The organism is Streptomyces sp. NPDC058985 (assembly GCF_042740985.1).
Taxonomy (GTDB): domain Bacteria; phylum Actinomycetota; class Actinomycetes; order Streptomycetales; family Streptomycetaceae; genus Streptomyces.
The window spans coordinates 24,947-41,582 of sequence record NZ_JBHYJX010000034.1 but is presented as its reverse complement, the minus strand read 5'-3'; the positions used below and the strand labels follow the sequence as shown (position 1 = coordinate 41,582).

18 protein-coding genes are annotated in these 16,636 nt (G+C 73.3%); 11 read left to right on the top strand and 7 right to left on the bottom strand.

Going from position 1 to position 16,636, the window contains the following annotated elements:
• Nucleotides 1-201: 201 nt before the first annotated feature.
• Both ACFW01_RS26245 and ACFW01_RS26240 read left to right on the top strand, forming a co-directional pair.
• Complete coding sequence (locus ACFW01_RS26245) at nt 202-654, top strand: hypothetical protein (RefSeq protein ID WP_234959813.1); 453 nt, start codon at nt 202-204, stop codon at nt 652-654.
• A 201-nt stretch (nt 655-855) separates the two neighbouring features.
• On the top strand, nt 856-2,016 hold the full coding sequence (locus ACFW01_RS26240) for a S1 family peptidase (protein ID WP_234959812.1): 1,161 nt from the start codon (nt 856-858) through the stop codon (nt 2,014-2,016).
• 87 nt (nt 2,017-2,103) lie between these two features.
• Here the strand turns inward: ACFW01_RS26240 and ACFW01_RS26235 are convergent, their stop codons facing one another.
• Both ACFW01_RS26235 and ACFW01_RS26230 read right to left on the bottom strand, forming a co-directional pair.
• Nucleotides 2,104-2,541, bottom strand: a complete 438-nt coding sequence (locus ACFW01_RS26235) for a hypothetical protein (protein ID WP_234959811.1) — start codon at nt 2,539-2,541, stop codon at nt 2,104-2,106.
• A 403-nt stretch (nt 2,542-2,944) separates the two neighbouring features.
• Nucleotides 2,945-4,255 (bottom strand): cation:proton antiporter, encoded by a 1,311-nt coding sequence (locus tag ACFW01_RS26230; protein ID WP_234959810.1) that lies wholly within the window; start codon nt 4,253-4,255, stop codon nt 2,945-2,947.
• A 1,083-nt stretch (nt 4,256-5,338) separates the two neighbouring features.
• Between ACFW01_RS26230 and ctaD the strand changes: the two genes are divergently transcribed.
• Nucleotides 5,339-7,027 (top strand): cytochrome c oxidase subunit I, encoded by a 1,689-nt coding sequence (ctaD, locus tag ACFW01_RS26225; protein ID WP_384507205.1) that lies wholly within the window; start codon nt 5,339-5,341, stop codon nt 7,025-7,027.
• Nucleotides 7,028-7,122: 95 nt separating this feature from the next.
• Nucleotides 7,123-7,497 (top strand): peptidase M23, encoded by a 375-nt coding sequence (locus ACFW01_RS26220; protein ID WP_384507202.1) that lies wholly within the window; start codon nt 7,123-7,125, stop codon nt 7,495-7,497.
• 55 nt (nt 7,498-7,552) lie between these two features.
• On the opposite strand, the gene ACFW01_RS26215 is transcribed toward ACFW01_RS26220, so the two are convergent.
• On the bottom strand, nt 7,553-8,170 hold the full coding sequence (locus tag ACFW01_RS26215; protein WP_384507199.1) for a hypothetical protein: 618 nt from the start codon (nt 8,168-8,170) through the stop codon (nt 7,553-7,555).
• 208 nt (nt 8,171-8,378) lie between these two features.
• Between ACFW01_RS26215 and ACFW01_RS26210 the strand changes: the two genes are divergently transcribed.
• Complete coding sequence (locus ACFW01_RS26210; protein WP_234959806.1) at nt 8,379-9,560, top strand: PP2C family protein-serine/threonine phosphatase; 1,182 nt, start codon at nt 8,379-8,381, stop codon at nt 9,558-9,560.
• A gap of 63 nt (nt 9,561-9,623) precedes the next feature.
• Here ACFW01_RS26210 and ACFW01_RS26205 read toward each other — a convergent pair whose 3' ends face one another.
• Nucleotides 9,624-9,935 carry a hypothetical protein gene (locus tag ACFW01_RS26205; protein WP_234959949.1) on the bottom strand — a complete coding sequence of 104 codons (312 nt, stop codon included), beginning with the start codon at nt 9,933-9,935 and terminating at the stop codon, nt 9,624-9,626.
• Nucleotides 9,936-10,075: 140 nt separating this feature from the next.
• Between ACFW01_RS26205 and ACFW01_RS26200 the strand changes: the two genes are divergently transcribed.
• The 3 genes from ACFW01_RS26200 to ACFW01_RS26190 are packed head-to-tail and all read left to right on the top strand — an operon-like array spanning nt 10,076 to nt 11,816.
• On the top strand, nt 10,076-10,798 hold the full coding sequence (locus tag ACFW01_RS26200) for a nucleotidyltransferase family protein (protein WP_234959805.1): 723 nt from the start codon (nt 10,076-10,078) through the stop codon (nt 10,796-10,798).
• Nucleotides 10,795-11,091, top strand: coding sequence for a BON domain-containing protein (locus ACFW01_RS26195; RefSeq protein WP_234959804.1), 297 nt, complete (start codon nt 10,795-10,797; stop codon nt 11,089-11,091). The genes ACFW01_RS26200 and ACFW01_RS26195 overlap by 4 nt, the downstream gene beginning before the upstream one ends.
• Nucleotides 11,091-11,816, top strand: a complete 726-nt coding sequence (locus ACFW01_RS26190) for a metallophosphoesterase (protein WP_384507194.1) — start codon at nt 11,091-11,093, stop codon at nt 11,814-11,816. The genes ACFW01_RS26195 and ACFW01_RS26190 overlap by 1 nt, the downstream gene beginning before the upstream one ends.
• Nucleotides 11,817-11,840: 24 nt before the next feature.
• Here ACFW01_RS26190 and ACFW01_RS26185 read toward each other — a convergent pair whose 3' ends face one another.
• Nucleotides 11,841-12,473 carry a GNAT family N-acetyltransferase gene (locus ACFW01_RS26185; RefSeq protein ID WP_384507191.1) on the bottom strand — a complete coding sequence of 211 codons (633 nt, stop codon included), beginning with the start codon at nt 12,471-12,473 and terminating at the stop codon, nt 11,841-11,843.
• 126 nt (nt 12,474-12,599) lie between these two features.
• Here ACFW01_RS26185 and ACFW01_RS26180 point away from each other — a divergent pair, with 126 nt between their 5' ends.
• Both ACFW01_RS26180 and ACFW01_RS26175 read left to right on the top strand, forming a co-directional pair.
• Nucleotides 12,600-13,133, top strand: a complete 534-nt coding sequence (locus ACFW01_RS26180; protein ID WP_234959801.1) for a DoxX family protein — start codon at nt 12,600-12,602, stop codon at nt 13,131-13,133.
• A gap of 69 nt (nt 13,134-13,202) precedes the next feature.
• On the top strand, nt 13,203-14,474 hold the full coding sequence (locus ACFW01_RS26175) for an SLC13 family permease (protein ID WP_384507260.1): 1,272 nt from the start codon (nt 13,203-13,205) through the stop codon (nt 14,472-14,474).
• Between the two features lie 15 nt (nt 14,475-14,489).
• Here the strand turns inward: ACFW01_RS26175 and ACFW01_RS26170 are convergent, their stop codons facing one another.
• Together ACFW01_RS26170 and ACFW01_RS26165 are read right to left on the bottom strand one after the other, a co-directional pair.
• Nucleotides 14,490-15,254: a maleylpyruvate isomerase family mycothiol-dependent enzyme gene (locus ACFW01_RS26170; RefSeq protein ID WP_234959800.1), complete on the bottom strand. Its 765-nt coding sequence runs from the start codon at nt 15,252-15,254 to the stop codon at nt 14,490-14,492.
• 68 nt (nt 15,255-15,322) lie between these two features.
• Nucleotides 15,323-15,646 carry a hypothetical protein gene (locus ACFW01_RS26165; protein WP_122618148.1) on the bottom strand — a complete coding sequence of 108 codons (324 nt, stop codon included), beginning with the start codon at nt 15,644-15,646 and terminating at the stop codon, nt 15,323-15,325.
• Between the two features lie 111 nt (nt 15,647-15,757).
• Between ACFW01_RS26165 and ACFW01_RS26160 the strand changes: the two genes are divergently transcribed.
• Nucleotides 15,758-16,615: a fructosamine kinase family protein gene (locus tag ACFW01_RS26160; protein ID WP_384507187.1), complete on the top strand. Its 858-nt coding sequence runs from the start codon at nt 15,758-15,760 to the stop codon at nt 16,613-16,615.
• Nucleotides 16,616-16,636: the final 21 nt, after the last annotated feature.

Here is a 16,636-nt window from a genome sequence, read left to right as displayed (position 1 = left end):
CTCCTGGTCCCGGTCGTCACTGCACGACGCAGCACTGAGTGCCCCGTCCGCGCGCCACCAACCGGGACGAAAGGATTCCCACCGCCCTGACATCTCTCAGGTACCGGGCACCCCAAGGCGCGCCTAACGTCGCTGACGGGGGTGGCCGCCGGTCCGGCTCACCGCCGGCACAGTCGTCGCCGACACAGGAAACGAGGGCTCATGAGCCGCCGATCATCGCTCACCACTCTGCTGGCCGCGGGGGGCGCCGCCGTCGCGCTGGCGCTGTCCGCCGTACCGGCCCAGGCCGCACCGCACTCGGGCGGGAACTACGGCGCCTACGGCATGGAGGGGCAGTATCCGACCGTCTCCAGCTGCGCGGGGACGTTCCGGCAGGTCGGCGCCACCCGGTACGCGGAGGGCATGGCGCTGAAGTACTTCTACTCCTCCCGCTGCGGTTCGTTCGCCCGGATCGAGAACTCCCGGGCCAACTGCGCCGCCGTGCTGGAACGCTCGAACTCGGGCGCCGGGCGTGCCGACGGCTGGGTCTCGGAGACCGTCGACCCGGGCATCGACTACGCCTACTCGAAGATCGGCAACAACCTGAACGGCCGCGTCTCCCGCGCCCTGCTCGCCTGCGACGGCCACGTCCGGGCGCAGACCGGCTGGTACTGACCGACACGTCACGCACGCCGTGCCGGCCGCCCCGCCCGGGGTGGCCGGCACGGCGCTGTCCGACGCGGGTTCCACGGAAAGGCCCTGCATTGGCATGGACCTGATAACGCTGGCTGGCTAAGCTCGGAACAACCCGATGAGAGCGCTCTCAGCACGCGGTGTTCCACCCCCACCTTGCTGGAACGACGAAGGGCAACTCCCGTGAGACGCAGCAGACTCAGGCACCTCGGCCTGGCCGGCCTCCTCGTACTCGGCAGCCTCACCGCGGTCGGCACCTTCCCGGCCTCGGCGGCCGACACCCCCTCCCCCTCCACCGATCAGCCGGCCTCCGCCGGCCTCCTGGACGCCATGCAGCGGGACTTCGGTCTCACCCGGGCCGAGGCCGAGGACCGGCTCGCGGCCGAACGCCGGGCCGGCGACCTCGCGCCCGAGGCACGCCGGGCCGCCGGAAAGGCCTTCGGCGGCTCGTGGTTCGACGCCGCCTCCGGACGGCTGACCGTCGCCGTCACCTCGGACGCGGCACCGTCCACGGCGGCGGCGGTCCGCGCCACCGGCGCCCAGGTGCGCACCGTCGAGCACAGCGCCGAGTCGCTCGACGCGACCAAGGCACGCGTCGACCGCCTCGACGCGCCCGCCGGGGTGAGCAGTTGGCGTGTCGACACGGCGGCGAACACCGTGGTCGTCGACGTGGTCCGGGCCGAACAGGCTGACAACGATGTCCAGCACTTCGTGAAGCAGGCCCGCGAGGCCGGTCCGGTCACGGTGCGGACGGTGGCCTCGGCCCCGCAGACCTTCGCGGCGGGCACCGTCGGCGGCGACCCCTACTACACGGGCAACGTCCGCTGCTCCATCGGCTTCTCCGTGCACGGCGGGTTCGTCACCGCCGGGCACTGCGGCGGGACGGGCGCGGGGGTGAGCGGCTGGGACCGGTCGTACATCGGCACGTTCCAGGGCTCGTCGTTCCCCGGCAACGACTACGCCTGGGTCAGCGTGGGCAGCGGCTGGTGGACCGTGCCGGTCGTGCTCGGCTGGGGCACCGTCTCCGACCAGCTGGTGCGCGGCTCCAACGAGGCGCCCGTCGGCGCCTCGATCTGCCGCTCCGGCTCCACCACCCACTGGCACTGCGGCACCGTGCTCGCCAAGAACGAGACGGTCAACTACAGCCAGGGCGCGGTGCACCAGATGACCAAGACCAGCGTGTGCGCCGAGGGCGGCGACTCCGGCGGTTCCTTCATCAGCGGCGACCAGGCGCAGGGCGTCACCTCGGGCGGCTGGGGCAACTGCTCCAGCGGCGGCGAGACCTGGTTCCAGCCCGTCAACGAGATCCTGAACCGCTACGGGCTGACGCTGCACACGGCCTGACCCCGTAACAGGTGGGGAGGGCCGCGCCGGGTGTCCGGCGGGCCCTTCCCGGACCACCGTCCGGGCGCGGGGCGGCGGTCGGGACGGTCAGAAGTCGCCCGGGCCCGGCCCCGGCGACTCGGGTCCCGTGGCCGCGCCGAGCCGTCGGTAGGCGGCCCGCGCGTGCACCACGCGGGCCAGCGCCGTGCCGACGAGGGCGGCGCCGAGCAGGCAGGCGAGCCACAGCGCGTCCCGCCGGCCGGTCCACGTCAGGACGCCGGCCGGCGGGATCGCGAAACCGTTGAGGGACAGCCAGCACAGCACGGCCGTCCCGGGAGCGGCCGTGAAGCGGGCGCAGAGCCCGAGCAGCGCCGCCAGCGCGGAGAGCACCAGGAGGGCCAGTCCGGGACGGCCCGAACCCACCGTGCCGTTGAGGAAGGCCACCAGGGTGAGGGCGCCGCCGAAGGCACCCGCCCACACCACGGGAGCGGCGACCGGCCGGGGAACGGGTCTCGCACCGCTGGCCAGGGGCACCCACTCGATCATGCTGACGGCTCCTTCCGGTCCCGGACGGCGCCGACCACGGCGTCGGACACCGGCCCTGTGGGCAGATTGTCCCACCGGGGGAAGGGGGCCGTGCCGTACGGGTGGGCGACGGGTGTGCACGGCGGCGGCCGGATCGCGTGCAGCTCCCGCCCCGTGGGCCGGGTCCCGCGCGTCTCCTCCCGGCGCCGGGACCGGCCTAGGGCCTGTCTGACAATTCCCGTCTGCCTCGCGACGCCATGCACGCTCCCCCACTGCCTTGAGGGCGTGGGAGGTACCCCCACTCGCCGCACCGGGCGCAGAGCCAAGTACATCCAGTACGAGGCTCTACGCCCGGCACGGCGAGAGCACGCACCTGACGCCGCGAGGCCGCCCTCCGGGCGACGACGGGAATGTCAGACAGGCCCTAGCGTTCGGCCTCCGCGCGCTCCGAGGCGGACGCCGAGCACGACGAGGCCGCGCCCGCCGACAGCGCCACGGACTCCGACGGCCCGTCCTCGCCCTTCCCCTCGCCCGGTACCGCGGCCGGTGACCTGGTCCCGGGCAGCAGCCCGGCGGCCGTCCGCAGGGCACCGGCGAGCAGGTGCGCCCGCGCCGCCACGATGGGACCGAGGACGGCGAGCACGAGGACGTACCCGGCGATGAAGGGGGCGAGCCGCTCGTCGAGTCCGGCGCCCGCGGCCATCGCGGCGAGGATCAGCGCGAACTCCCCCCGGGCGACCAGGGTGGTGGCGATCTCCGCGGCGGGCTGCGCGCCGTAGGTGTACAGCCGGGCGACGCAGAGTCCGGCGGCGATGTTCATGACGACGGTCAGGACGGCCGCCGCGGCGACCGGACCGGCGACGGAGGCGATGTCACCGGGGTCGATGGCGAGACCGAACGCGAAGAAGAAGATGGCCGCGAAGGCGTCACGGAGCGGGTGCACCAACTCGCGTATCCGGGGCCCGGAAGGGGTGCCCGCCAGGATCAGACCGACCATGAAGGCGCCGATGGCGTCGGCCACGCCGAGGACCTCGGAGACGCCGGCGACCAGAACGGCCGCGCCCAGGAAGCTGATGACGAGGAGTTCGTTGTCCCGGGTCTCGATCAGGCGGCCCACGAGCCGGGTGCCGTAGCGGGCCGCGGCGGCCAGCACCAGCAGGAAGCCGAAGGCCTTGCCGGCCTGCAGGGCGATCTCCGCGAAGCCCCGGGCGCCCGCGATGATCGGTTGCAGGGCGGCCAGGTACAGCGCGAGGAAGATGTCCTCGACCACGATGACGCCCAGGATCAGACGCGTCTCGGGGCGGCCGATCCGGCCCAGATCGATGAGGATCTTGGTGACGATCGCGGAGGAGGAGATGCCGAGCACCCCCGCGAGCACCAGCGCCTCACGCAGCCCCCAGCCGAGGACGAACCCGAAGCCGAGCCCGGCCCCGACGTTGAGGAGCAGATAGACGCCGCCCGCGGCGAGCAGCCGCCTGCCACCGGTCCTGAGGTCGTCGAGGTGGAACTCCAGGCCCAGGTAGAACAGCAGCAGCACCAGTCCGAGCGCCGAGAGCATCTCGAAGTCGTGCGCGTCCTCGACCAGGACGAAGCCGGGGGTGTGCGGGCCGAGCAGGATGCCGGCGAGCATGAACAGGGGAATCGTCGGAAGTCCGATCCTGCCGCCGAGGCGGGCGAGGAACGCGGCGGCGAGGAAGGCGCCGCCCATGGCGAGCAGGGTGTCAGCGTGTCCCACGGGTCACCGCCTTCCGCCGTGCGGAGAGTGGGGAGGGCTTCACTTGACGGGGATGGATGCGGGTTCTCCTTCAGCTGTGATGCGTCGTCGGTGGTGCGTCGTCCGTGGTGCGTCGTCCGTGGGCGGATCGCCGGACGCCGTCGACCGGCGCCGGTGCCGTGACACCGCTCCCGGAACCGAACGGGGCACCGGCCGCCCCGGCTACTCGGGGTGCGAAGCGCACACCCGGAACGGACCACGCGGCAACGCCCGCGAACGGGCTGAACGAGGCTTCCCCGCAACGTCTCCCGGCCCCCCGAAATAGGCCCCCGGGGCGCGGCGTCGGTCCACGGTCACACGCCGGGGGGCGGCGCCGCCATCGGGGACGACACCCACATGTCCCGGTGGCGGACACCCATCCTCGGGGGATGCGGAGGGTGCCTGCGCGCGGTGGGAGGAGGATGCGCCGCGGCCGACTCGGGGATCCCGGCCGCGGCGCGTCCCACCGCCCCGGAGGCGGGAGGACGTCGCGCCCCGGGGCATGCTCGGCGAATTCCCCCGGACCCCGTCATGACACTGCCCCGACCGGGTGATCGTCGCCCAACGGCTCCGGGCGCGGGAAAGCCGGGCACGGGAAAGCCGTCCGCCCCGCCGCGTGGAGCGACGGGGCGGACGGCTCGCGGACGGTCCGTCAGCACGGTGTGGTTGCCATCAACTTCTCGAAGGAAGCCATGCAGTCCGGGCAGTGACGCGCCCGTTCACCGTCGGATGCCTCGATACGTTCGCGGAGCTGCTGTCCGCACAGCGTGGCCGCGGCCTGTTTGGCCAACACGTGCCACACCAACGCTCCGCCCGCCTTCTCCGGGCCCACGCACATTTCGTACATGATCGGCCTCCCAGCCTGGACGCCGCTGACACCCTCAAGGAGACACCGGTTCGGCCGTGACCAGTAGCGTGCGGGGGCCATTCGGGTGACGGCCGCTTCGGCCGCCCGGGGCGCCGGCCCACCCGGACGGCTACAAACGATCAGCCAACCGGCCGTACCTCGGTGGTTGCGTGACGTGGCATCGACGCGGGCGGCCGGGGCTCGGCTGCCCTGGTCGGATGGTGACAGAGACCGAACCCACCGAACCGACCCGCCCTGCCGCCGCGGTCCCGGCGGCGGAACGCCACGGCAGGGGCCGGGTGCTCGTTTCCTGGGTCACCACGACCGACCACAAGCGGATCGGTCATCTGTACCTCGTCACGTCGTTCGCGTTCTTCCTGATCGCCGGGGCGCTGGCGATGCTGCTGCGGGCCGAGTTGGCCCGGCCCGGCATCCAGGTGCTCTCCCACGAGCAGTACAACCAGGCGTTCACGATGCACGGCACCATCATGCTGCTGCTGTTCGCCACCCCGACGTTCGCGGGGTTCACGAACGTCGTCATGCCGTTGCAGATCGGCGCGCCGGACGTGGCGTTCCCGCGTCTCAACATGCTGGCGTACTGGCTGTTCCTGTTCGGCGGGCTGATCGTGCTGGGCGGCTTCCTCACGCCGCAGGGCGCGGCGGACTTCGGCTGGACCGCCTACACGCCGCTCAGCGGCCCCCTGCGCGCCCCCTACCTCGGCGGCGACCTGTGGATCATGGGGCTCGCGCTGTCCGGGTTCGGCACCATTCTGGGCGCCGTCAACTTCATCACCACGATCATCTGCATGCGCGCCCCCGGCCTGACCATCTTCCGCATGCCGATCTTCGTCTGGAACGTGCTGCTGACCTCGGTCCTGGTGCTGCTGGCCTTCCCGGTGCTGGCGGCCGCGCTGCTGGTACTGGAGGCCGACCGGCACTTCGGCGCCCACGTGTTCGACGCCGAGAACGGCGGTGCGCTCCTGTGGCAGCACCTGTTCTGGTTCTTCGGCCATCCCGAGGTGTACATCCTCGCGCTGCCGTTCTTCGGGGTGGTCACCGAGATCATCCCGGTCTTCGCCCGTAAGCCGGTCTTCGGCTACACGGGGCTGGTGGGCGCCACCATCGCCATCGCAGGGCTCTCGGCGACCGTGTGGGCGCATCACATGTTCGCCACCGGTGCCGTACTGCTGCCGTTCTTCTCGTTCCTGACGTATCTCATCGCCGTCCCCACCGGGGTGAAGTTCTTCAACTGGATCGGCACCATGTGGCGGGGTTCGCTGTCCTTCGAGCCGCCGATGCTGTGGGCGGCCGGCTTCCTGGTGACCTTCCTCTTCGGCGGACTGACCGGGGTGATCCTCGGCTCGCCGCCGCTGGACTGGCACGTCACCGACTCGTACTTCGTCGTCGCGCACTTCCACTACGTGCTGTTCGGCACGATCGTGTTCGCGATGTTCGGCGGGTTCAGCTTCTGGTGGCCGAAGATGACCGGCCGCATGCTCGACCACCGCCTGGAGAAGGTGCACTTCTGGACGCTGTTCGCCGGTTTCCACACCACGTTCCTGGTGCAGCACTGGCTCGGCGCGGAGGGCATGCCCCGCCGGTACGCGGACTACCTGGCCGCCGACGGCTTCACGGCGCTCAACACCGTCTCCTCCGTCGGCGCCTTCCTGCTCGGTCTGTCGACGCTGCCGTTCCTGTACAACGTGTGGAAGACCGCGAGGTACGGACGTCCGGTCGAGGTCGACGACCCCTGGGGCTACGGGCGTTCCCTGGAGTGGGCCACGTCCTGTCCCCCGCCCCGGCACAACTTCCACGCGCTGCCGCGCGTACGCTCCGAGTCGCCGGCCTTCGACCTCCACCACCCCCGACTCGTCGCGCTCGAGGAGGCGGAGAACGCCGGGTCCTGACACTTGTCAGGGACCCCTGGGCCCCGATCGTCCCTAGGGTGCCGAGTGCGGGCCGGGTGCCGCCCGGCCGCGGATCGACACAGGGGGAACCACACATGAAGCGACTGATGCGTCACTCCGTCACCGCGCTGGCGGCGGCCGCTTTCGCCGTGGGCGGGCTCGCCGGCACGGCCCAGGCCGCCCCGGTGGCGCCGAGCGGCGGTGACCCGGCCCTCACCGACGTCTACATCTGGGCGACCGACGTCAACCTGCGCCAGCACCCCACCAGGAACTCCAACGTGCTCGCGGTCCGCTCCACCTACTGGCTGGACGCGGTCTGCCAGAAGCGGGGCGAGTACGTGCACGACCCGGCGGTGGGCGGGAACAGCTGGTGGACCGCCGTGCAGGAGTTCTCGGGCAGCGACATCGCCTGGGTCAACAACCTGTATCTGAGGGGCGGCGAGAAGATCGCGGGCGTTCCGGACTGCTGACCGGCGCCGGGGCACGCCCCTGGGCGGGCCGGACCACCGGCCCGCCCCCGTGCGTTCAGTTCAGCTTGTCGACGGCCGTGACGGTGGTGGCCCGGAAGCCGGCGACCTGCGCGTGCTCGAAGGTGCCCATCCGGCCCCACTGCACCACGGTCACGGTCCTGCCGTCCCGGCCGACCGAGAACAGGCCGATGTCGGAGGCGCCCCACTCGGCAACCGTGTGGACGCCGTAGACGTGGGCGCCCTCCTCCACGTCGAGGCGGCCGTAGTACTTCTGCGTGGCGGTGACGTCGGGATACCGCTCCATCACCTCGCGCGCGCAGTCGGCCAGGTCCTCGCGCAGCAGCGCGGCGAGCCTCACGGCGTGCCGCGTGCTGCGCTCGACGACCGTGACCTGGAGGGCACCGGTGTCGTACTCCGTCCAGTACCGGCGGTGGGAGGCGGTGGACGGCAGCGCGTCGCCGACGCACAGGGGCAGCGGGTCGGGCTGCCCGGCGGTGACGGGTCCGGCGTACCAGTCGGAGGAGGGGTGCGGCGGCAGTTCGGCCGGGTCCAGGAAGGCGGGCGAGGCGGATCGCGGTGGTGCGGCGTTCGCCGGGACGGCGGCCACGGCGAGCGCGGCGCCGGCCGCCAGCGCGGTCGCCACGACACGGACTCCTCGGGCACAAACGTTCATGTTTCCCCCATGTCGGATCATCTGAGTGTGTGTCGGTCTCGGTCCTGCTTGTCCCGTACGACTCGTTACGGCCGTGATGGGTTGCACGCCTGGGACGTCCGTGTCGGCCGGTCACCCTCGTCCGCCCGACGGGCGGGGCCGGGCACCCGGTGCCAGACTGCTGCGCAACGTCCCCGCCCTCGCGGGACCGCCGACGAGAGGAGCCGAGGTGTCCACGTCGGAGCCGGGCGAGGCCACGCTCCAGGAGTTCCTCGCCGATCCGGCCCACCTCACCCTGGACCTGCCCACCTCGGTGGCCCGCTGCTCCCACGCCCTCGGACTGCGGCACACCGTGGTCTACCTCGTCGACCTCCAGCAGCGGCACCTCGTCCCGCAGACCGGCATGGCCTCGGCTCTCCCCGTCGACGGGTCGCTGGCCGGATGGGCGTACCGCACCCAGGCGCTGCGCGTGGAGGAGTCGGGGGCGGACGGTGTCACCGCCTGGTTCCCGCTGCTGGACGGCGCGGAGCGGCTCGGCGTGCTGGCCGTGAACGACACCGCGCTCACCGCCTCGTCGCTCACCCGGGGCCGGGCGCTCGCCTCGCTGACCGCCATGATGATCACCTCGAAGCGGGCCTACGAGGACTCCTACGTCCGCAGCACCCGCACCGAACGGATGCAGTTGCCCGCCGAGATGCTCCGCGCCTTCCTGCCGCCGCGCACCATCGGCAACGCGCAGGTCGTGTCGACGGCCGTCCTGGAGCCCGCGTACGAGATCGGCGGCGACGCCTTCGACCACTCGCTCACCGAGACGACCCTGCACGTGGCCGTCCTGGACGCCATGGGGCACGACCTGGCCTCCGGGCTCACCAGCGCGGTCGCCCTGGCCGCCTGCCGGAACGCCAGGCGCACGGGCGCCGAGCTGCCCGAGCTGGTGTCGGCCGTGGACGACGCCCTCGCGGCCTGGCTGCCAGACCAGTTCTGCACGGCGGTCGTCTGCCAGCTCGACCTGGCCACCGGGGTGCTGCGCTGGACCAACTGCGGTCATCCCGCACCCATCCTCATCCGCGACCAGCGGCTGGTCATCGACGCCATGGAGCGCGAGGCCGATCCGCCCATGGGGCTGCCGGCGCGGTTCACCCCGGGCCCGCGCAGCACTCACGAGATCTCGCTGGAGCCCGGGGACCGGGTGCTGATGTACACCGACGGTGTCGTGGAGGCGCGGACCCGGGAGGCGACGCTGCTGGGACTCGAGCGCTTCGCCGACTACGTCATCCGGGCCACCGCCGGCGGCGAGCTGGCGCCCGAGTCGCTGCGCCGGCTGATCCACTCGATCCTGGCGACGCAGGAGGACCGGCTGCGGGACGACGCCACGCTGCTGATGTTCGAGTGGCGGCCGCCCCCGGCCTGACGGCTGTCCTGACCCGGCAGCCGTCGCCGGCCCGACGGCCGCCGGCCGGGGCTGACCGGCGTGTCACACGCCGTGGCCCCGCTCGCGCAGCCAGGCGTGCACCGTGTCCTTGTCCGCCGGGGTGATCCGGACCGGACCCTCGACGTAAGGGCCCTCGTCCTCGGTGAACCCGGTGTCGGTGATCCTGGCGGTCACCCAGGTGGCCAGGTCCTGGGCGGCCGATTCGGACAGGGCGCCCTCCTTCCAGCCGGCACGGGCCTTCCGGGCCGCGCCGGCGTCGTGCCGTTCGGTCTCCGCCAGCCACGCCGCCACCAGCCGTTCCACGGTCCGGCGGTCCTCGGAGGCGGTCCGCTGTCGCATCCGCTTGTCGTCCATGCCGTCCGAGTGCCCGCGATCCTCCGGCCCCACCTCGGGGAGCGCCTCCGTGTCGCGGGGGGCCCGCCGGGTACCCGCGTGTGCAGGGGAGGGCCGGTCGTTCCGGTCCGACGACGGTGACCGCCCGGAAGGGGACAACGATGAGGCAGCCCGCCGACGAGAACGCTTTCGAACAGCGCGCCGGCGTTTCCGAGCTCCGTCCGGCAACGGGGGACCCCGGGCTGGTTCCTCCGCGCGAGCCGGGCCACGAGGATCTGCCGGTCGACCGCAACCAGGCGATCCTCCAGGCCGCCAAGCAGGTGGGTTCGACCCTCAAGAAGGCGGAGCACCCCTTCGCGCTGGCCGGCAGTGTCGCCGTGTACGCGCACGGCGGCACCCAGAACCTCCAGCACGACGTGGACTTCTGCATCCGGCCCGACGACGCGGACGCCGTCGCCGCCACGCTGCGGGCGGCGGGCCTGGTGGTGTACACGCCGCCCGAGGACTGGCTGCTGAAGGCGAGCTGCCTGGGCCAGCAGGTCGACCTGATCTTCGAGCTGGCGCACGAGCCGGTCACGACGGAACTGCTGGACCGGGCGCAGGACCTCTCCGTGGACTCGGTGCTGATGCCGGTCCTGTCCCCCACCGACCTGCTGCGCGGACTGCTGGCGGCCTTCTCGGAGCACCACTGCGACTTCGGTGCGGTGCTGCCGATCGCCCGCACCCTGCGCGAGAAGATCGACTGGGCGGAACTGCGCCGCGACTGCGCGGACGCCCCGATGCCGGCCGCGTTCTTCTTCATCCTCGAACGGCTGGAGATCATCCCCCCGGCCGGCCACCCGGGCGGCGCACCGCCCGCCCCCGCGAAGGAGGAGCAGCCATGAGCGAGCCCACGCCCCACGGGCCGCCGGCGTCGGACACCGGTTCCCCGGCGGGCGAGAACATCGAGTACCGCGTCGCCCACCTGCACGACCGGCTCGCCGCGGAGGAACTGGGCGAGCTGGGCGTTCGTGCCGAGGTCCGGGCCGGCGCCGTCGCGATCACCGGCACGGTGCCGTCCGAGCGGTGCCGCGAGACGCTGCTGCGGATCGCCCGAGAGGAAATGGCCGGGCTCACCGTGCACGCGGACGTCGTGGTGGTGGAGACCGCCGGCCCCGACCACGCCGAGGAGCTGTGATGATCCGCGTCGCCGCCGTCGGGGACATCCACATGGGGCCCGACAGCCAGGGGCTGCTGCGGCCCGCCTTCGAGACCCTGCCCGGCTGCGCCGACCTGCTGCTGCTCGCCGGCGACCTCACCCGGCACGGCACGCCTCAGGAGGCGCGGGTGGTCGCCGAGGAGGTGCGGGATCTGCCGGTGCCGGTCGTGGCCGTCCTCGGCAACCACGACCACCACGACGAGCGGCCCGACAAGGTCGCCGCGCTCCTGCGGAACGCCGGCGTGACCGTGCTGGAGGGTGAGGGCGTGGTGGTGGAGTGCGCCGGGACCCGGGTCGGCATCGCCGGGGCCAAGGGGTTCTGCGGGGGCTTCGTGGGCCGCAGCGCCGGGGAATTCGGCGAGCCGCTGATGAAGGAGTTCGTCCGCACCACCCGGCGCTCGGCGGACAGCCTGCGCTCCGCCCTGGAGGAACTGGCCGGCCGGGACTGCTCCGTGCGGATCGCGCTCACCCACTTCTCCCCCGTCGCCGACACGCTCGCCGGTGAACCGCTGGAGATCTACCCGTTCCTCGGCAGCTACCTGCTCGCCGAGGCGATCGACACGGCCGGCGCGGACCTCGCCGTCCACGGCCACGCCCACCTGGGCACGGAGCACGGCATGACGGCGGGCGGGGTGCGGGTGCGCAATGTCGCCCAGCCGGTGATCCGCCGCGCCTTCAACGTCTACCGGCTGAACGCGGCCTGACGCGCCGACGGGGCCGGGCGTCGGTCAGGCGTCGTCCTCCGTCGCCCGTCCCAGGCAGGTGACGTCCGCGGGGTCCATGCCCGCCACCTCGATCTCCTGGAAGCCCATCCGGTCGTAGAAGGCCCTGGCCGGCGTGTTGGCGGTGGCCATGACCAGATGGACGGCCGGTACGCCGCGCTCCCGCAGCGCCCGCCAGAACTCCCGCATCAGCGCCCGCCCGTACCCGCGCCCCTGCCATTCGGGCAGCAGGTCGATGTGCAGATGGGCCGGGTAGGCGGCCAGTTCGGGGACGATCATCCGCTCGGGATCGTGCAGCAGCCCGGCCATGACCGCGTCCGGGCCGTCGGGCGGACCCTGCGGCGCCGGATAGCGGTCCGCGACGCGCGGCAGCCACGTGGAGCGGAACTCCTCGGCGAAGCGGGGCGTGTCCGCCGTACCGAGGATGTAACCGACCGCCCGCCCCTCCCCGTCGTCCAGCACGAAGGCCAGGCCGGGGTCCAGATGGACGTACGGGGCGGCGAAGACGGCGGGCAGTACGGAGGGGTCGGCGTACACGGGGCGGCTGTCGCGGCCGTTGTGCGCGGTGCGGACGCAGATGTCGTCGAGCGCGGCGGCGTCGGCGGGACGGTAGGGACGTACGGCGGCAGTCTGGATCACCCTGCCATCCTCCCCCCTTGGGAGCGCTCCCACAAGTAGCGGCCGAATGGCGCCGACCGAACCGGGCATTCGATGATCTGAGTGAGCGACACCTTGCGACACCCTCGAAGAGAGCGAGAACGCGTCATGAGTCTTCTGCGTACGGCCGGCCGCCCCATGCTCGCCTCGATGTTCGTCGCGGGCGGCCTGCACTCCCTGCGCAGGCCCCAGGACGTCGCGCCGGCGGCCGAGCCGGTCGTGCGGCCGGTGACCGAGCGGGTGTCGGCGCTGCCGGACGGCACCGAACAACTCGTCCGGCTCAATGGGGCCGTGCACGTCGTGGGCGGGATCATGCTGGGGCTGGGCCGCTGCCCCCGGGTGGCCGCCCTGGCGCTGGCCGCGACGCTGGTGCCCACCACGCTGGCGGGGCACCGCTTCTGGGAGGCGGAGGACCCGGCGGACCGTGCGCAGCAGCGCATCCACTTCCTCAAGAACCTGGCCATGATGGGCGGCCTGCTGATCGCGGCCGACGACACCGCGGGCAGGCCGTCCCTCCTGTGGCGGGGGCGGCACGCCGCGAAGGGGGTGCGGCACGACGCCCACCTGGTCCAGCGTTCGGTGCGGGCCACGGCGCGCCCGGCCGCGACCGTGGGCGGCGTCCGGGCGAAGCTGGGCCACTGACAGAATCGGCGGCTCCGGCCGGGCCGCACCGGCCGCAGGGTCCGTCGCGGGCGTCCGAGGAGAGAAGTCCTGAGTACCACCGTCCTCTCCGAGGCCGTCCCCCTCGTCCTGCTGCTGGGCGTCCTGGCCTTCGCCGTGCTGCGCCCGCGCGGGCTGCCGGAGGCGGCGGCCGCCGTACCCGCCGCCGTGCTCGCCGTGGCGCTCGGCATGGTGACCCCGCAGCAGGCGTGGGAGGAGACGCGCACGCTGCTGCCGGTGGTCGTCTTTCTCGCGCTGGTGCTGATGCTGGCCTACCTGTGCGCGAAGGAGGGCCTGTTCGAGGCCGTCGGCGCGGCCGTGGCCCGCCGCTGCGGGGGCAGCCCGCGGCGGCTGCTGACCGGCGTGTTCGGCGTGGCCTGCGCGGTCACGGCCGTGCTGAGCCTGGACGCCACCGCGGTCCTGCTCACCCCCGTGGTCCTCGCCACCGCGTCCCGGGCGGGTGCCCGCGCCCGCCCGCACGTGTACGCCACGGCGCACCTGTCGAACTCCGCCTCGCTGCTGCTGCCGGTCTCGAACCTGACCAACCTGCTGGCGTTCACGGCCAGCGGCCTGAGCTTCACCCGGTTCGCCGCGCTGATGGCGCTGCCCTGGGTGGCCGCGATCGCCGTGGAGTACGCCGTCTTCCGGCGCTTCTTCCGCGCGGACCTGAACGAGCCGGCGGCCCCGCCCGCGCCGGGAGCGGCCGCACGTGTCACTCCGGCAGTCCCCCGGTTCACCGTCGTCGTCGTGGCCCTGACCCTGGCGGGGTTCGCCCTCTCCTCCCCCGTCGGGCTCGACCCCGCGTGGGCGGCGCTGGCCGGCGTTGTGGTGCTCGGTCTGCGGGCGCTGGCCCGGCGGCATGTCACGCCGCGGGAGATGGTGGGCGCCGCGTCGCCGCTGTTCTGCGTGTTCGTCCTGGCCCTCGGTGTCGTGGTGGAGGCGGTGGTGACGGGCGGCCCCGCGTCCGGTCTTGGGCGGTTGCTGCCGGACGGGGACTCGCTGCCGGCGCTGCTCGGGGTGGCGGCGGTGGCCGCGGCGCTGGCCAACGTCGTCAACAATCTGCCGGCCGTCCTCGCCCTGCTCCCGCTGGCCGCGCCCGCCGGTCCGGCGCACGTGCTCGCGGTGCTGATCGGCGTGAACCTGGGCCCGAACCTCACCTACGTGGGCTCGCTCGCCACCCTGCTCTGGCGGCGGATCCTGCACCGGCACGGCATCGAGGTGAGCCTCGCCCGGTTCACACTGCTGGGGGTACTCACCGTGCCGGCCACGGTCGCGGCGTCGACCGTGGCCCTGTGGGGGGCGCTGCGCCTCATCGGCACCTGACGCCGGCCCCGGGTCTCACTGGGTGGCGACGACGATGCAGCGCCGCAGTTCCTCGACGGCCTCGGGGGCGCCCTCGACGCGCACGCCGTCGTCGTCCTCGGTCCCCGTCCGGTTCCAGAGCCGGCGCAGTACCGCCTCCGGGGCGCCGCTCAGCGTCACCTCGGCCGTGCCGTCACCTTCGCCGTCCGTCACGGCGAACTCCCCCGGCCCGGTGCGCACGCGCCAGGCCGCGTCACCGGCCCGCACGAGGAACGTCCGTCCCGGGGAGCCGTCCAGGATCTCGGTGAAGTACTCGCCCCATTCGGCGACGGCGAACGAGACGAAGACCTTGAGCAGTTCGTCGATCCCGTCGACGGCGAGGTCGTCCGGTACGGGGGTGACGGGCCGGCCGGTGGCGAGTTCGGCGTCGATGCGGTGGACGACGGTCTCCTGGGCCATCCGCCGGATCCAGAAGCCGACGCTCTGGTCGGGGCCGTACCAGCCGGCGGCCGCGTCCCCGGGGGCGCGAGTGGCGAACTCGGCGCGCAGCGCCGTGTATCCCCGGTCGAGCAGCGCGGCCGGCTCCTCCTCGGCGAACTCCTTCGGCGGCCAGGGCTCGGGCTCGACGCCCTCGCGCATGGCGACGGTCTTGTGCAGGTAGACCTCGCCGACGTGGCGGGTCAGATCGGCGACCGTCCAGCCGGGGCAGGTCGGCACCGCGGCGTCGGCGTCGGCCGCGACGACGGTCCGCATGCGGTCGTAGTCGGCCGCGAGGCAGTCGAGGAAGCGCGTGAACTCCATGCCGCAGAGCCAAACACATGTTCAGGGGCGCGGCACGGTCTTTTCGTTGCCCGGAGGTGCCCCGGAGTTCACCAGGCCCCGGTGGGGAGCGCGGGGCGGCGGACGGCCTCGGCCGCGTCCCGCAGGTGCAGCGCGACGGTGATCAGGGCGCGCAGCGCGGAGGGGCGCAGACTCTGGGCGCTCTCGGCTGCCAGCACCAGCAGACAGCCCGCGGCCTGCTCGACGACCGGCACCGAGAACGCGAAGTCGTCGCCGTCGGCGGTGCGGAAGGCGCGCCAGGGCGTCGCGGCACCGTCGATGGCCTTCTGCACCGCGTGTTCGAGGTGCTGTGCGGCCTGTTGGCACACGGGGGCGGGCAGGATGATGGTGCGTTGGAACGCTGAACTGGTCATAGTCCCACTGCTCCCCCGCCCCGCCGGTCTCCGATCGGCGTACCGGGCGTTTTTCACCGGGTCGGCGGCACTCCGGTCCCGGCGCGGCGGCGCGGTCCTAGGCTGGAGGCCATGTGCTCCGGCTCCTCGTACTCGGAGGTCGCGGCGCGGTTCACCGGCCGGCCGGCGACCGCGGAGCGTCGGCTGTCCGGTTCGCTCGGTGAGGTCGTCCTGGACGACGGCCGCACGGTGATGGTCAAGGTCGTGGACGGCCCGGGTGCCGTGCGGGCCGAGGCCGCCGGGCTGCGCTGGCTGGCCGCGGCCGGTGCGGTGCGGGTCCCGGTGGTGCACGGGCACGACGAGCGCCGGCTGGTCGTCGACCGGGTGCCGCAGGGGCGGCCGAGTGTGGAGGCGGCGGCCCGGTTCGGCCGGGAGCTGGCCGCCCTGCACGCCGCCGGGGCGCCCGCGTTCGGGGCCGCGCCGCCCGACGGGCCCGAGGAGGCGTACATCGGGCTCGCCCCGATGCGCAACGCCGTCGGGAGCGACTGGCCGTCCTGGTACGCCGAGCACCGCGTCCTGCCGTATCTGCGCCGTGCGGTGGACGACGGCACGGTCACCGGGGCCGAAGCGGCCGGCGTCGAGCGGGTCTGCGAGCGGCTGCCCGGCCTCGCGGGTCCCGCGGAGCCGCCCGCCCGGCTGCACGGCGACCTGTGGAACGGCAACGTGCTCTGGGGCGAGGACGGGCACGTCCACCTGATCGACCCGGCGGCGCACGGCGGGCACCGGGAGACCGACCTGGCGATGCTGCGCCTGTTCGGCTGCCCGCACCTGGAGCGCATCACGGCGGCGTACGAGGAGAGCGCGCCGCTCGCCGACGGCTGGGCCGGCCGCGTCGGCCTGCACCAGTTGTTCCCGCTGCTGGTGCACGCCGTCCTGTTCGGACGCGGGTACGCCGAACAGGCCCTCGCGGCAGCACGCGCGGCGGGGTGAGGGCCGGGCGGATCCGGCACT